This is a genomic window from Pseudarthrobacter sp. PH31-O2, from assembly GCF_030063265.1.
Lineage (GTDB): Bacteria > Actinomycetota > Actinomycetes > Actinomycetales > Micrococcaceae > Arthrobacter.
Genome location: NZ_JASIST010000005.1, coordinates 26,662 through 42,036 on the forward strand (window position 1 = coordinate 26,662; position 15,375 = coordinate 42,036).

Annotated in this window: 15 protein-coding genes; 12 read left to right on the forward strand and 3 right to left on the reverse strand. The window is 66.4% G+C overall.

The window, feature by feature from the left end; genetic code table 11:
- Nucleotides 1-106: 106 nt before the first annotated feature.
- The 11 genes from QMG72_RS09235 (at nt 107) to QMG72_RS09285 (ending at nt 11,081) form a co-directional block, all read left to right on the forward strand.
- A complete protein-coding gene (locus tag QMG72_RS09235) occupies nt 107-1,219 on the forward strand; it encodes a DUF475 domain-containing protein (protein ID WP_226773444.1) in 1,113 nt (370 codons plus the stop codon).
- Nucleotides 1,220-1,267: 48 nt separating this feature from the next.
- A complete protein-coding gene (locus QMG72_RS09240; RefSeq protein ID WP_226773443.1) occupies nt 1,268-1,858 on the forward strand; it encodes a TerD family protein in 591 nt (196 codons plus the stop codon).
- Nucleotides 1,859-1,894: 36 nt separating this feature from the next.
- Nucleotides 1,895-2,476 carry a TerD family protein gene (locus tag QMG72_RS09245; protein WP_226773442.1) on the forward strand — a complete coding sequence of 194 codons (582 nt, stop codon included), beginning with the start codon at nt 1,895-1,897 and terminating at the stop codon, nt 2,474-2,476.
- Between the two features lie 64 nt (nt 2,477-2,540).
- Entirely contained in the window at nt 2,541-3,122 is a 582-nt protein-coding gene (locus QMG72_RS09250; protein WP_226773441.1) for a TerD family protein, read from the forward strand.
- A gap of 29 nt (nt 3,123-3,151) precedes the next feature.
- Nucleotides 3,152-4,339 carry a toxic anion resistance protein gene (locus QMG72_RS09255; RefSeq protein WP_226773440.1) on the forward strand — a complete coding sequence of 396 codons (1,188 nt, stop codon included), beginning with the start codon at nt 3,152-3,154 and terminating at the stop codon, nt 4,337-4,339.
- A gap of 34 nt (nt 4,340-4,373) precedes the next feature.
- Nucleotides 4,374-4,901, forward strand: coding sequence for a hypothetical protein (locus QMG72_RS09260; RefSeq protein ID WP_282359523.1), 528 nt, complete (start codon nt 4,374-4,376; stop codon nt 4,899-4,901).
- 8 nt (nt 4,902-4,909) lie between these two features.
- Nucleotides 4,910-5,452 carry a TerD family protein gene (locus QMG72_RS09265; protein WP_283480453.1) on the forward strand — a complete coding sequence of 181 codons (543 nt, stop codon included), beginning with the start codon at nt 4,910-4,912 and terminating at the stop codon, nt 5,450-5,452.
- A gap of 1 nt (nt 5,453) precedes the next feature.
- Nucleotides 5,454-6,281, forward strand: coding sequence for a hypothetical protein (locus QMG72_RS09270; protein WP_283480322.1), 828 nt, complete (start codon nt 5,454-5,456; stop codon nt 6,279-6,281).
- Between the two features lie 47 nt (nt 6,282-6,328).
- Entirely contained in the window at nt 6,329-7,513 is a 1,185-nt protein-coding gene (locus QMG72_RS09275) for an HpcH/HpaI aldolase/citrate lyase family protein (protein WP_283480324.1), read from the forward strand.
- A 38-nt stretch (nt 7,514-7,551) separates the two neighbouring features.
- Nucleotides 7,552-10,185, forward strand: a complete 2,634-nt coding sequence (locus QMG72_RS09280; RefSeq protein WP_226773436.1) for a phosphoribosyltransferase domain-containing protein — start codon at nt 7,552-7,554, stop codon at nt 10,183-10,185.
- Nucleotides 10,182-11,081 (forward strand): HAD family hydrolase, encoded by a 900-nt coding sequence (locus QMG72_RS09285; protein WP_226773435.1) that lies wholly within the window; start codon nt 10,182-10,184, stop codon nt 11,079-11,081. The genes QMG72_RS09280 and QMG72_RS09285 overlap by 4 nt, the downstream gene beginning before the upstream one ends.
- Here the strand turns inward: QMG72_RS09285 and hutG are convergent.
- Both hutG and QMG72_RS09295 read right to left on the reverse strand, forming a co-directional pair.
- A complete protein-coding gene (gene hutG, locus QMG72_RS09290; RefSeq protein ID WP_283480325.1) occupies nt 11,062-12,030 on the reverse strand; it encodes a formimidoylglutamase in 969 nt (322 codons plus the stop codon). The genes QMG72_RS09285 and hutG overlap by 20 nt on opposite strands.
- A 179-nt stretch (nt 12,031-12,209) precedes the next feature.
- Nucleotides 12,210-13,652 (reverse strand): NCS2 family permease, encoded by a 1,443-nt coding sequence (locus QMG72_RS09295; RefSeq protein ID WP_253031409.1) that lies wholly within the window; start codon nt 13,650-13,652, stop codon nt 12,210-12,212.
- 111 nt (nt 13,653-13,763) lie between these two features.
- Between QMG72_RS09295 and QMG72_RS09300 the strand changes: the two genes are divergently transcribed.
- Entirely contained in the window at nt 13,764-14,393 is a 630-nt protein-coding gene (locus QMG72_RS09300) for a copper resistance CopC family protein (protein WP_283480326.1), read from the forward strand.
- 6 nt (nt 14,394-14,399) lie between these two features.
- Here the strand turns inward: QMG72_RS09300 and QMG72_RS09305 are convergent, their stop codons facing one another.
- Nucleotides 14,400-15,014: an NAD(P)/FAD-dependent oxidoreductase gene (locus tag QMG72_RS09305; protein WP_283480327.1), complete on the reverse strand. Its 615-nt coding sequence runs from the start codon at nt 15,012-15,014 to the stop codon at nt 14,400-14,402.
- Nucleotides 15,015-15,375: the final 361 nt, after the last annotated feature.

Here is a 15,375-nt window from a genome sequence, read left to right on the forward strand (position 1 = left end):
GGCGGCTAAGATAGGGGCACGAAGTCTTGGGGATAGCTTCCGGGACATTTTCGCCTTCCCGTCGTTCTCGGATCGACGGGACCATCGGTCCAGGAGTTGTTCCAGCGTGTTTTTGAAGACTTTCGGTTGGTCGTTTGCGATCACCAGCATTGCGTTGGTGGTCGCCTTTCTCTATGGCGGCCCCCAAGCCCTGATTCTCTGCCTCATTCTGGGTGTCCTGGAGATCAGCCTGAGCTTTGACAATGCAGTTGTCAACGCCCGCATCCTCGAGCGGATGAACCCGTTCTGGCAGAAAATGTTCCTCAGCGTGGGCATCATCATCGCAGTCTTTGGCATGCGGATCTTGTTCCCGCTCCTAATCGTGGGCGTCACCGCGCAACTGAACCCGGTGGAGGCTGTTAGCCTCGCGATGGAAAAGGGCGATCCCACGGTGCCCGGCACCTACGGTTACGTGCTGCACGAGGCGCACCCGCAGATCGCGGCTTTCGGCGGTATGTTCCTGCTGATGCTGTTCCTGGACTTCATCATGGCTCATCGTGAGATCAAGTGGATCAAGTTCCTGGAGATTCCGCTGGCCCGGCTGGGCAAGCTTGAAGGCGCGTCCCTTATTACCGGATTGGTTGCCCTGGCAATCGCCGGCGCGGCCTCGGGAGACAAGCAGGGAATTGTGCTGCTGTCCGGGCTGCTGGGCCTCATCACCTACTTCCTGGTGAACGGCCTCGGCAACTTGTTCGACGTCGACCAGGACGGCGATGTAGACGCGGACGACGCCAACGCCGTGGTCCATTCCGGGCCCACCGGTGCCGCCAAAGTGGCTGGCAAGGCCGCCTTTATGCTTTTCCTTTACCTGGAAGTCATTGACGCCTCGTTCTCCTTCGACGGAGTCATCGGCGCCTTCGCCATCACCTCGGATCCGATCATCATTGCCCTCGGACTCGGCTTCATCGGCGCGATGTTCGTCCGTTCCCTCACAGTCTTCCTGGTCCGGCAAGGCACCCTTGATGAGTTCGAATACCTCGACCACGGCGCGCACTGGGCCATTGGTGCGCTGGCGGTCATCCTGCTGGTCACCATCGTGGTCCCGATCAACGAAGTCGTCACCGGCCTGATCGGGGTGGTCTTCATCGGCGCCGCGTTCGCAGGCTCGATCCGGCGCAATCGGCGCGCCACCGCTGCCGGCGAGCACGGCAGCCTGCAACCAACTGACGCGGGCAGCTAGTCCACGCTTCAGGATCCACAACCACCACCAAGGAAAGCGAGTACGGCAATGGGTTTGAGTTTGAAAAAAGGCCAGTCACTGTCCCTGACGAAGCAGAACGGTGAATCCCTGACCAACGTCCGGTTGGGGCTCGGGTGGGATTCCGCGGTTCCGGCGAAGCGGGGCTTCTTCGGCGGCACCAAAACCGTCGAGATCGACCTGGACGCGTCGGCCCTTATGTTCGACGCCGCGGGCACTCACCTCGACACGGTGTTTTTCAACCAGCTCACCAGCAAGGACGGCGCCATCCGCCACACCGGTGACAACCTCACCGGCGCCGGCGAGGGCGACGATGAGACCCTGATGGTGAACCTGCCCGGGGTCTCCCCGGCGGTCGCGCACATTGTTTTTGTCATCACGAGCTACAGCCAGCAGACCTTCAATATGGTCGAAAATGCGTTCTGCCGCGTGATCGACGACTCGGTAGCCGGTAGCCCGGAGGTCGCCCGCTACGCCCTCACGGAGTCGGGACCGAACACGGCAATGGTTATGTCCAAGCTCTCGCGCAACGGCAGTGTTTGGAACTTCACGGCCATCGGCGCCCCCGCCAACGGCAGGACCGCCGGCGAGGTCCTCGGCGCCGCTGCCGCCGCCCTCTGATTCCCGTTCAGTACCAGAGCACCTAAGGAGCACCACGTGGCTAGCCTGACCCTGAGCAAGGGAAGCAATCTTTCATTGACAAAAGCGGACCCCGGGCTTCGCAAGGCCATGATCGGCCTCGGCTGGGACCCGCGGACAACGGCCGGGGAACAGTTTGACCTGGACGCCTCGGCGCTGCTTGTCCGGGCTGACGGCAAGGTCCGTTCCAATGACGATTTCATCTTCTACAACCAGCTCTCGTCCGCCGACGGATCGGTCGTTCACCAGGGCGATAACCGCACCGGTGAGGGCGACGGTGACGACGAGCAGGTACTGATCGATCTTGATGCCGTTTCACCGGAAATCCAGAAGATCGTCATTGTCGTTTCAATCGACCAGGCCGAGGTCCGCCGCCAGAATTTCGGGCAGGTGCGCGACGCTTTCTGCCGGGTCGTGAACCAGGAGACCGACAACGAAGTGGTCCGCTACGACCTCACCGAGGATGCTGCCGCCGAAACGTGTATGGTCTTCGCCGAGATCTACCGCAACAACGGTGAATGGAAGTTCCGCGCCGTGGGGCAGGGCTATGCTGCCGGCCTTCACGGTGTCGCCACGGACTTCGGCATCGTACTGGACTAGCACCTGGGGCCCGCGTAGCCGGGCCCGTCAGCACCACCACACAGACCGAACGAGGAGAAAAAGTATGGCTGGCTTGACCCTTACCAAAGGCAGTAACCTCTCGCTCACCAAGACCGATCCGGGGCTGAACAAGGTTCTGATCGGGCTGGGCTGGGATCCCCGGACGACCACAGGCGATGCGTTCGACCTGGATGCCTCCGCGCTCCTGCTCGGCGCCGACGGAAAGGTCCGCAGTTCCGCGGATTTCATCTTCTACAACCAGCCGGCAGCAGCCGACGGCTCGGTAGTCCACCAGGGGGACAACCGTTCCGGCGAGGGCGACGGCGACGACGAGGTCATAGCGGTCCAGCTCTCCGGTGTGGCCGCTGATGTTGAGCGCATCGTCTTTGTGGTCTCGATTGACCAGGCAGAGACCCGCCGCCAGAACTTCGGCCAGGTGCGCGCCGCCTATTGCCGGGTCGTGAACCAGGAGACCGACGCGGAAGTCGTGCGTTATGACCTCAGCGAAGATGCAGCGCCGGAGACCTGCATGATCTTCTCCGAGCTCTACCGAAACAACGGTGAATGGAAGTTCAAAGCGGTGGGCCAAGGCTACGCCACCGGCCTTGCAGGTGTTGCCGCCGATTTCGGCGTCCAGCTCGGCTGACCTGCGACCACAGAAGGAGAACGATACGCATGCAACTCACACCCCCGGAAGCTACGTCCGCTGCGCTGGTACTGAACGCCCCTGAACCCCTGAGCATCGTCAAGGAAGACGACGCGCCGGGGATGGTGCCGGTTCCCGCCGAACGCCAGCAGGAGATCAACGCCCAGGCGCGCGCTTTTATCGGCGAGATCGCGGCGATGAACCCGCACAGCCCCGAATACACCAGCAAGATCGACGGCATCAACCGGCTCGGCGGCGCGGAGCTGGTGGCGTCCGCAAATACCTCCAGCCGCCTGCTGGAACGGTCGTCCACGTCCCTGGCCGGCGCCAAGAAATCGGGCAGCAGTGCCCAGGTCCAGGTGGCGTCCACACTCGGCGAACTCCGCTCCACAGTGGAGGATCTCACACCGAACCACAGCGATTTGAGTGTTGGCCGCAAAATTCTCGGCATCATTCCCGGCGGGAACAAACTGGCCAAATACTTCCAGAAGTATGAGTCGGCCCAGACCCAGCTGGACAAGATCATCAAGTCGCTGATGGCAGGGCAGGACTCGCTGCTGAAAGACAATGCCTCCCTGGCGCAGGAAAAAACCCAGCTCTGGGAGACCATGCAGGGCCTGAGCGAGTACGCCGTTTTCGCGAAGGCTTTGGACGCCGCCACCGCTGCCAAGGTCGATGAAATGAAAGTGTCGGGCCAGCTGGACGAGGCCGGCAAGCTCGATTCGGATGTTTTGTTCCCCATCCGGCAGCGGCACCAGGACATCCTTACGCAGTTGGCGGTATCGGTCCAGGGCTACCTGGCCATCGACATGATCCGCAAAAACAACACCGAGCTGATCAAGGGCGTGGAACGGGCCCGCACCACAACCATCTCGGCGCTGCGGACAGCAGTTATTGTGGCCCAGGCCCTGGCCAACCAGAAGATGGTCCTGGACCAGATCGATGCGATCAACACCACAACTAACAACATGATCCTCAAGACCAGCGAGATGCTCAAGGATCAGACCGGCCGCATCCACCAGCAGGCCGCGAGTTCCGGTGTCAGCGTCGAAACCCTGCAGAAGGCGTTCGACAACGTATTCCAAACCATGGACGCGATCGACACCTTCCGGTCCCAAGCCAACAAGAGTATGGAAGGCACAGTCCATGCCCTTGAATCGGGCCTGGAGCGCGCCCGTCCGTACCTGGACCGGGTCCGCCAGCAGGAGGGGAATTAGCGGCCGCCAGTCCTGAGCAATAGGCTTACGGGCTATGGTCGCAAAATTCTTAGGCTCACTGTTCGGCAGCGGATCGGGTCCCCGTTCCGCTGCCGACGCCGGCTTGCCCGGGGCGGAGTCCGCAGCCCCTGATCCTGCGGCGGACGAGCTGGCCGTCACGGAGGCGGCACTGCACGATCTGCGCCGGACGGTGCTGGGCAGGGGCGCCGAACTGCCCACTTTGGTGGTCTCCCAAATCCTGCTGCTACTGGACACCCTGAACGCGCTGATCGGCTACATTGTCAGCTCCGGGGCCTCCACCGAACAACGGGTGCTGCTGAACGCGATCATCACCGATTACCTGCCGTCCCCGCTGCGCGCCTACCTGAAGCTGTCGGCGTCGGCGCGGGAGACTGGTTCCGCCGACACCGCTGTGCTGCTCGACCAGCTGGACACGCTGTACGCCACCGTCGGCAACCTGGACAACCAGGTCCGGACGGGGGCCGTCACGGAACTCGCCGTTCACGGCCAGTTCCTCAGGGATAAATTCAACGTCGACGGTCTTCGCTTGGAAGGACACTAGTGGCTTCAATGGTCGCGGGCAGCAACGCCGCCCTCACTGCAGAGAACCCGGGCCTGGGGACGGTGCTGCTGGGGATCGGCTGGGACACGGTGCCCAGCCGCGGTCCGCAATCCGAACCGGTCCCCATGATCATTATGTGTGGACCGGACGGGCATGCTGTCTCGGATGAGCATCTTGTGTTCTTCAACCAGCTCGCCAGTCCCGAGGGCAGCATCGCGTTTGCCGGCACAGAGGACCAGGAGCAGATCGACGTAGACCTCAACCGGGTACCCGAGGCCGTCAGCAAAATTGCGGTACTGATCTACATCGACCCGGATGTTCGCGGGCCCGGCACCTTCGGCGCCGTCAGGAACACCTATCTTCGGATCGCCGACGAGAAGGACCGTGAGCTGCTCCGCTTCCAGGTTCCGCCTGTCAACCTGGACAAAATCAACGCCATGATCCTTGGCGAGCTGTACCGGCACGCCGGAGGCTGGAAATTCCGGGCCGTGGGCCAGGGCTACGAAACCGGGCTGGCGGCAGTTGCCGCCGACTTCCGGCTGAAGCTCTAACGTGGTCCGGGACCGCAACGCCCCCAGGGCGGACCTTGACTATCTCAGCCGCAGGCAAAGGCCCCAGGCCACGCGGCAGCAGGCGGTGGCGCCGGCCGCTGAACCGTCCGCTGAACCGGCAGCGGCAGCGGCCAGCCTGAGTCTCGGAACCCGCGGGACCAGGGCCCCGGCTGCTGTTCCGGCCGCGCACGGCGGCGGCCGGCAAGGTGCCGGCGCCCCGGCTGCGGGTGCAGGGCTTGAGCTCCGGCCCGGCGGTGCCCCGCCGGCGAAGGACCGCCCCGCGACGGCGACACAGTCCAGCGTTCCGAAGCCCGGGCAGCCCTTCCCTGCACCCGCCTTCGGTGAGCTCCGACAACTGGACCAGGCACACCCGGTCGTGCGCCTGAATGCCCGGCAGTCAGCGATCGGCTCGCTTCTGGTGACCGGGGCCCGCTCGGTCGCGTGGGAGGATGAACACTTCACCACCGGGGCGCACCACAGTGGCGGGCACCGGGCGGGAACCTCGGTCACTACGCCCGGGAACCGTCCCTTGGCCGGTCTCCAGGACGGGGCCGGGGTGGTGGCCCTGCGCCACGTGCGGCAGCTCCGCCGGGCCTTGTTCATTGCGGGCGAGACCCCGCTCACCATCGGCGTCTTCGACGGGGCGGCTGCGGCGGTTGCGCCGAGGAACGACGCCGGGCTCCGGACGGTGCTCTACCTCGCCCGCATCGGCGCGGTCCTTGAACTGCGTGCCGAGTTCGTTCCGGCCGATGCATCCGATTTGGCCGTGTGGACCTGGTTCGGCTTCAGCATGACGTTACCGCTGGATGAGCGCGTTCTGCGACACTAGTGCGGCGCCGGACCGGCACCACACCCGCAGCTATCACTAAGGGGATTATGCAGCATTTCAGAGCGTTGGCAGAGTCCGTCAAGGAGCGGCTGTTCCATGTGCGGCCCGAGGCGCTGGACCGGGCATCGGATCCCGGACTGCTGGCCGTGGCGATGGGGGCCACCCTCTACACGCCGGCCACCCGGAAGGACCTGGCCGGCGGAATCCGCAAGCAGACAGCGGCAGGCTGCGTGAGCACAGTCATTTGCCTGGAGGACGCCGTGCCGGACGGGGAGGTGCCGGCGGCCGAGGAGAATCTCCTGGCCGCGCTGACCGAGCTTGCTGCCACGGACCGGCCGGACGAGCTGCCGCTGATCTTCATCCGCTGCCGGACACCGGAGCAACTGCTGGATGTGGGACGCCGGGCCGGTGCGGCGCTGTGCGCCGTCTACGGGTTTGTGCTGCCCAAATTTGAGAACGAAACCGGGCGGGCGCGGGCCTTTATGGAAGCGCTGCAGCAGTTAAACCGGGATTCCGGCCGCGCCGGGGATCCGCAGCGGCCCCCGCTGCTGGCCATGCCGATCATCGAGGACCCGGCTACCACCCACCTGGAATCGCGGGTCCGTGTGCTGACGGACAACCTGGCGCTCGTCAACGAGTTCCGCGCGTCGGTCCTCTGCATCCGTATCGGCGCAACGGACATGTCAAGTGCTTTCGGGCTGCGGCGCTCCCGTGACCTGACGATCTATCACGTGAAGGTCGTGGCCAGCGTCATCGGCGACATCGTTAACATCTTCGGCCGGCCGGAGGACGGCTGGGTCATCTCCGGTCCCGTGTGGGAGCACTTCGTCAACACGGAACGGGTGCTGCGGCCGCAGCTGCGCTCCACCCCCTTTGAGGCCGCAAACGAGGGAGAACTCCGGAAGCGGCTCCTGACGGAGAACCTCGACGGACTCATCCGCGAGATCGAATTGGACCAGGCCAACGGGCTGCTGGGCAAGACAGTGATCCATCCGAGCCATGTGCCAGTGGTCCACTCCCTGTCCGTGGTGAGCCATGAGGAGTACCTTGACGCCCTGGACATTGCCGGAGACCCCGGCGGCGGCGCCAAGGCCTCGTCGTACGGCAACAAAATGAACGAAGCGAAGCCGCACCGGGCCTGGGCCGAGCGGACGTTGCTGCGCGCCCGTGCGTTCGGAGTCGCCAGGCCCGGTGTCACGTTTGTGGACCTGCTCGAAGCGAGCATGCGATGAGCGCGCGGCGGACCGAAGGTTCCTGGCATGGAAGCTATGTGCGCGACGCACTGGCCGTCCACATCGAAACCGCACCGGACAGCCTGCTGCCGGTGCCAACCCTGGTGGGGCTGGCTCTTCGGCGCAACCCCAAACGTGCCCACCTGCTCGTATCCCGTGTGCTCGCCAAGCACGTGCCCACCGAACCCGGGATCACGACGGCGGCCGGCCGCCTGCTCGGTCTCCTGGTCCGGGCGGAACTGCAGGCGGACGCCCCGGGCGCAGCTGGCAGCGCCCGCGGCGGCGGCACCGGGACGGCCGGGCCGCTGCGGGCAGCCATCGACCACGCTGCCGCAGCGCTGGCAGGACTCCTGGCCCCGGCCCCGGCGCCCTCCGGCGAGGCCCCGTCCCCGGACGTGGACGCCCGGCAGCAACAGCAAACGCGGCGGGCCAGGACCGCTGCCGCCATGGATCTCTGCGACCAGCTGGAAGCGGAACGGGCGGTGTTTACCGGCGTGGCCACGATCGGCTACGCAGAGACCGCCACCGGGCTGGGGCAGCTGGTGGCAGAGCAGCTGGACAGCTATTACATCCACTCCACCCGGCTCGCCGGGGACAGCCTCGCCCCGGCGCCCTACGGCGTCTTCGAGGAATCGCATTCCCATGCCACCTCGCACCGGCTCCTGCCAACCAGCCACGCCGCCCTGGACCTGGCCGGGACGGTGGTCCTGGTCGATGACGAGCTCAGCACCGGCGAGACGATCATCAACACCATCCGGGAGCTGCACCGCAAGGCCCCGCACAGCCGCTACGTCGTCGCCTCGCTGGTTGACCTGCGTTCAGCGGCCGCCAGGACGCGGCTTGCGGAGCTGGCCGGGGAATTGGGCTGCGCCGTCAGCGCCGTCGCCCTGGCTCACGGCAGCATCCGGCTGCCGGCGACACTGGCGGCCGACGCGGCTGAACTGATCCGAACGGCCCCGGTCCCGGAACCCGCCGTCTGCAGCATCGGGAAGATCCGGCAACTGGACCTGAACGACGTCGTCCCGCCGGTCAGGAGCGGACGCTTCGGCGTTGCCGGCAGGCCGGATGCCCGGCAGGCAGGCGACATCGCAACGGCCCTCGCAGCGGACCTTGGCGCGGGCGCCGGGCCGGGGGAACGGCTGCTGGTGCTTGCCACGGAGGAATTCATGGCATTGCCGCTGGCCGTGGCGCTCCGGCTGCAGCAACTGCTCCCCGGCGTTGACGTCCGGTACTCGACCAGTACCAGGAGCCCGGTCGCGGCCATGGACGAACCGGGCTACGCGATCCGATCAGCCCTGGCTTTTGACAGCGGCGACGGGCCGCCGGACGGCCCCGGGCCCCGGTTCGCCTACAACTTCGCGCACCCCGGGGGACGCTTCGACACGGTAGTCATCATGGCTGAGCCTGGCACGCCCGTCGACGGGCTCACAGCCCCCGGACGGATCGCGGAGGCCGTGGCCGGCGCCGGCTCCGACGTCAGGCTGGTGCTGCTTCCCCGCCAGGAGCAGTTTCCGGCGCCGCTTGCCGGCCCCGGCTTCGGCTCGTACGCGGCCAGCGACGTGCAGTGGCTGCTGAAGGATCTGAGTTTCGCACGGCTGGAGGCGCCGACGGCGGAGCGCGAAGCGGCCATCCAGTCCGGCAAGGCCAGCTACGCGGAATCGTTGCCGCAGGAGTACGAGCCTTCGGCTGAATACGCGGTGTTGTTCCATCAGGCGCTGGAGAGCTCGGCGGCCAGGCTCGCGCACGCCGTCGGGGCCCTTACGGAGCAGGTCCTGAGGCTGCGCGGCAACGCCCCGGTACTGGTCTCGCTGGCCCGGGCCGGAACACCCGTGGGGATCCTGATGAAGCGTTGGGCCCGGGACATCCATGGCCTCGACCTCCCGCACTATGCGGTCAGCATCGTGCGCGGGCTCGGCATGGATCAAACGGCGCTCGGCTACCTCGCCGCACGGCACCAGCCGGAACAGATCATGTTCGTCGACGGCTGGACCGGCAAAGGCGCGATCGCCCGCGAACTGGCGGACGCCGTCGCGCTCTTTCGGAAAACAGACGCCGCTTCCTTCCGGCCGGATCTGGCGGTCCTGGCGGATCCGGGGCACTGTGTCCGGATTTTTGGCACCCGGGAGGACTACCTGGTTCCCTCGGCCTGCCTGAATTCCACAGTCTCCGGGCTCGTTTCACGCACCGTCTTTAACCGGGAACTGATCGGCCCCGGCGATTTCCACGGGGCGAAGTTCTACGCCCACCTCGCGTCCAGCGACGTGTCCACCACGTTCCTGGACGCCGTCACGGCGCACTTCCCAGCGGTCCGGGACGACGTGCTGGCGGCGGCATCCGCAGCACCGGCCAGGGTGGAAGAGCTCCCGGAGCCCGACTGGTCGGGATGGTCCGCCGTCGAGCGCATCAGCAGGGATTTCGGAATCAACAACGTGAACCTCGTTAAGCCGGGAGTCGGGGAGACCACGCGTGTGCTGCTCCGGCGCGTGCCCTGGAAGGTCCTTGTGCGCCCGGACGCGGCGGCCGACATCGGCCATGTGCTGCACCTTGCGCACCAGCGGGGAGTCGAGGTGGTGGAAGTGCCGGGGCTGCCGTACAGCTGCGTCGGCCTGATCCATCCCATCCATACCCCTGGCGCTACCGGTGCCGACGGAAAGAGTGTGATCGACGTATGAGTCCGTCAATCCATCCGCAGCCGCGGGCAACAGCCATTGTGGCGAGCGACCTTGACCGGACCCTGATCTACTCGGCGAACTCGATGGCGCTCCCCGGCGCCGACGACGCGGCGCCGCGGATGGTGGTTTCGGAAGTTTATAACGCGGCGCCGCTGTCATTTATGACGCGGGCGGCCGAGGATCTGCTGGCGGGGATTGTGGAGCGCAGCCACTTTGTCCCGGTCACTACCCGCACCCAGGCCCAGTTCGCCCGGGTCCGGCTGCCCGGCAGCGGCAGCGGGTATGCCGTGACGACAAACGGGGCCGTGCTGTTGGACCACGGGCAGCCTGACCCTGACTGGTCCGCCCATATCCAGCGCTCGATCCGGGGACAGTGCGCCCCCTTGGGCGAGGTCCTGGAACATCTGACCGGCGCGGCGGCCGTTTCCGGGATCCTGCGGGTGCGGACGGCGGAGGATCTTTTTGCCTATTCGATCGTCGACCGGGACGCGCTTTCTGCCGGTTATCTGGAAGAACTGGCGGCCTGGTGTCTTGACCGGGGCTGGACTACGTCCCTGCAGGGCCGCAAGCTGTACTGCGTGCCGGTCCCGATCACCAAGGAAGCCGCCGTCGCCGAAGTGCGGCGCCGGAACGGTGGCGGGATCGTCATCGCGGCCGGCGACTCCCGGCTCGATGCCGGACTCCTGGAAATGGCGGACCTGGCCGTCCGTCCGGCACACGGTGAGCTGGACTCGGACGGATTTACCCGCGCGAACCTGACAGTGACCGCGGCGTCCGGGGTGCTGGCGGGCGAGGAGATCCTCCGGCACATCAGCGGGGTGCTGGAACGGATGCTTCAGCGGACACCGGACGCCCCCGCGGAAGTCCGCGAAGCGCCTACCGCAGCAGTGTATTAATCAGCCGCGCGGCCACCTTCGCGGTGCGGCCGTCAATGTCGAAATCCGGGTTCAGTTCCGCGACATCCAGGTGCAGGAGCTTCCCGCTCGCCCCCACCTGGCGGCACACCGCGCTGATCACAGGCAACGGTACCCCGTACGCCGCAGGGGCGCTGACCCCGGGCGCCACCGATGCCGGGAGGACGTCCAGGTCGATCGTCAGGTACAGGGCGTCCAGCTGCGCCAAAAAGGCCGCCACAAAGGTCTGGGCATTCCCGGCTGAGCAGTCCTCGTCAAGCAGATACTCGACGCCGAGTTCCGCGGCGGTCCGGAAGAGCGCCCTGGTGTTGTTCGGCTCGGAGATTCCGAGGACGGCGTACCTCAGTTCCCGCCCCGCGGCGGCTTCCGTCCGGGCCATCTGCAGGAACGGGGTACCGGAGCTCGGCCGGGCCTCGTCGCGGAGGTCGAAGTGGGCATCGAGGTTCAGGACGCCAACACGCAGGCCGCCGCGCACCGCAGCGGAGCCGGCCACGCCCAAGTAGCTCGCAAACGCGGTCTCGTGCCCGCCGCCGAGCACCACGGGCAACTGCCCGTCATCGAGCAAGCCGGTGATGGCGGCCCCGGCACGGGCCTGTCCGGCCTCCAGGGCGTCCCCGGTCACCGTAACGTCGCCGGCGTCGTGGACGTCCCGGCCCAGGTGGAAAGCGAGCGGACCGAGCGCGGAGCGGATCGCGGCGGGGGCCGACGCTGCCCCGGTCCGGCCCTTGTTCCGGCGGACCCCGGCGTCGCTGCCGAAACCAAGAATCACCGCCGGACGCGCGGACGCGGGGCGCCCTGATGCTGCCTGGACAGGACGCGGGGCATACGGGGTGACGGCCTGCCACCAGCGCCGGTCCTCGGGGCCGTCCCCGTCGAACCGCCCGGTCCAGGGCTGTGGGGGGACATTAACGCCGGGCAGGGGAGGAACCATGCCCCTAGCTCACCGCAGCCGGGGCCGAAAAACCAGCCGCGCCGCCGCCGTGCTGTCCGAAATCCCGGAACCTGCACGTTTAACGGCGCCGAGATGGCATTTCGTGGCAATGTTCCCGGGGGACACTGCCACGAAATGCCATCTCGGCGGGCGGGTAGGCGAGGAGGTGCGGGGGTTCCTTAGTGGATGCCCAGCGCAGCCTCGATCGGGCCGATCCCAAAGAACAGCAGGAACGCCGCGGCGACGGCCCACATCAGCGGGTGCACTTCGCGGCCGCGGCCCTGGACCAGCCGGATCAGCACAAAGGAGATAAAGCCGGCGCCGAGGCCGTTGGCGATGGAGTAGGTAAACGGCATCAGCGTGAAGGTCAGGAACGCCGGGATCGCGATGCCCCAGTCCTGCCAGTCGATCTTGCCGACCTGGGAGACCATCATAAAGCCCACAACGACGAGCGCCGGGGCCACCGCTTCGAACGGCACCAGGTTGATCAGCGGGGTGAAGAACATCGCGACCAGGAACAGCAGGCCGGTGACGATCGAGGCCAGGCCGGTGCGGGCACCTTCGCCAATGCCTGCGCCGGATTCCACGTAGATCTGGTTCGAGGAGACGGAGGCGCCGCCGCCGATTATCGCGCCCAGGGCATCAATCTGCAGCACACGGTCCACATTGGGGATGTTGCCGTCCTTGTCGATGGTGCCGGCTTCGGTGGCCAGGCCCACCATGGTGCCCATCGCGTCGAAGAAGATGCTCAGCAGGATTACGAAGGCCAGCAGGGTCGCTGCGACGAAGCCGAGGTGTTCGAAGGCGCCGAAGGGGTTGGCCTTGCCGATCAGGGACAGGTCCGGCGCGGCCCATTCGGTGAACTTGGGCGCCACAAGGGACCAGCCTTGCGGGTTGAAGTTCTTGCCGTCGAAGCTGGGACCAATGTGGAGCGTGAATTCCAGGATCACGGACAGGACCGTGGAGGTGACGATGCCGATCAGGATGGCGCCCTTGACCTTGCGGACCACGAGGGCGATGGTGAGGACCAGCCCGACGACGAACACCAGCGTGGGCCAGCCCAGCAGTTTGCCGTCGAAGCCGAGGCCGACGGGGACCGTGGTGCCTGCGACGTCCGGGATGCGCCGGACGAAGCCGGCGTTAACCAGTCCGATCAGGGCGATGAACAGGCCGATGCCCACCACGATCGCGGTCTTCAACCCTTCCGGGACGGCCTTGAACACGGCGGTGCGGAAGCCGGTCAGGACCAGGATCAGCATGGTGACGCCGGAGAGGACCACCAGGCCCATCATGTCCGGCCAGGTCAGGCCCGGGTTCGTGGCGACGGTGACGGCCACAAAGGCATTGACGCCGAGGCCCGTCGCGAGCGCGAAGGGATGCTTGGCCCAGGCTCCCATCAGGATGGTCAGGATGCCGGCCACAAAGGCGGTGACGGCCGCGACCGCCGGGAAGCCGAGGGTGGCGCCGGAGGAATCGGGTCCCGAGAGGATCAGCGGGTTCAAAACCACGATGTAACTCATGGCGAAGAACGTGGCGAACCCGCCGCGGATCTCGCGCGAGAAGTTTGACCCCCGTGCGGAGATCATGAAATACCGGTCGAGTGCAGAGCCCTGCTTAAGCATTGGTCCTCCGGGGGATGTGGATGGTTACCTGAATCTTATTAGGCGGGCACGCAGCGTCCGGCCCATTTCGCCTAGTCTGTAAGGAACCCAACACTAGGAGCAGCCTTTTCCATGCGCCTCACCCGACAGTTTCTGAGCGCCCTGCTGGGCACCGCAATCTTCGCCGCCGTCCTGCTGGGCGCCGTTGCGCCGGCCTCGGCCCACGACGTTGCGGAGTCCACCAGCCCGGCCGCCGGCGCCACGGTGGCCACACCGCCAACGCAGGTGTCGGTGACGTTTAGCAAGAATCCGCTGGGATTGGGTGCACAGATCGTTGTGAACACCGGCGACGGCGCCAACTGGGCCGACGGCGCCGTCGAGATCGTGGACAACGTCGCCGCGCAGCGGCTCAAGCCCGGCGCCCCTGCCGGGACGTACACCGTGGCATGGCGGGTCGCCAGCTCGGACGGCCACCCCATTGAAGGCACCTTCACCTTTACGGCCACGGCGGGAGCAGCGGGCTCAACGTCGGCGGCCGCAGTCCCCACGATGGGAACCGCCGCGCCGGGCGTCACAACGGCGCCGGAGCAGCCGGTCGGTTCTGCCGAGCCGTTCCCCTGGAGCATTGTGATCTTCGTGGGGACTGCCATCGGCATCGTGGTGGCCTTGGCCCTGATGGCCAAGCGCCGGCTGGCCGGCCGTGACGAGCAGGGTGGGACTGTCAGCAGCCAGGCGGCCGACCGGAGCGAAAACGGGAACTAGGACTGCCTATGCCGGCGCCGCCAGAGCGTAGCTGCCGGGCACCAGCGAGGAAAAACCATCGGGGTAGACCTTGGCCGAGATCGCCTGGCCCACCACCTTCGCCTGACGCAGGACTTCCTTCGGGGTCGGGGTGATGAGTTCGCCCACCCCCACCAGGTACATCCCGAGGGCGTGCATGGCCGCCATCAGGCTTTGTCCGGCCGCCACGCCGAGCTCGGAAAGCATCCTGCGCAGCTGGCTGTGGGCACAGCGGGTCAGGACGAGATGATCCGCGAGCAGGATCCCGCCGGGCGTGCGGACAGCCCACCGCGGGGTGGGCCCGTCGGCGTCGAGCTGGTCCAGCTGCAGTGCCCGGATATTGGTCCGGACGTCCAACTTGTGGCTGGCGGCGTAGTTCCGCAGGTGCCGGAGGATCTCATTGCGTTCCTGCAAACTGGCGGCGTCGGCCGCGTCGCAACGTTGCAGGGAAGACGCGTTGGCCGGGTGGCCGGCACCCAGCAGATCGAGCCCGTCCACAATGATGGAAGCCACCCCGCGCCGCTGCAGCTCACTCGCCACTGCGAGCCCGGACAAGCCGGTGCCGATCACAATGGCAGCGGTGCGTTCGATATCGGCGGACATTGGCGTGCTCGACACTGCAGGGCCTCTCTTCGAATCGTGCCAGTTGCCGGGCAGGTGCCCCGGACGGGTATCCCCGACCGCGTCGACCACGGTTCCCTCGGGTCCCGGGTTCTGAAACACAAGTTCCGGGTTCTGAAACACGAGTCTCGGTTCAGCAACGAATCGAAGACTACCCAACATTTCCTGCCGTGGATAGGCCCAGCAGGAGATAGGCGCCGCCCGGAGCTTCCGGCAGCTTCTTCCGCCCCGCAAACCGCGAAAAGTCGGCGAAATCAGCGGTTTCAGCCGCAGAATCTTCGGGCACGTCGGCAGCGGACGCGGCATCCGGGCCGCGTCTGGCAGAATAGCCGCAACATCAGGT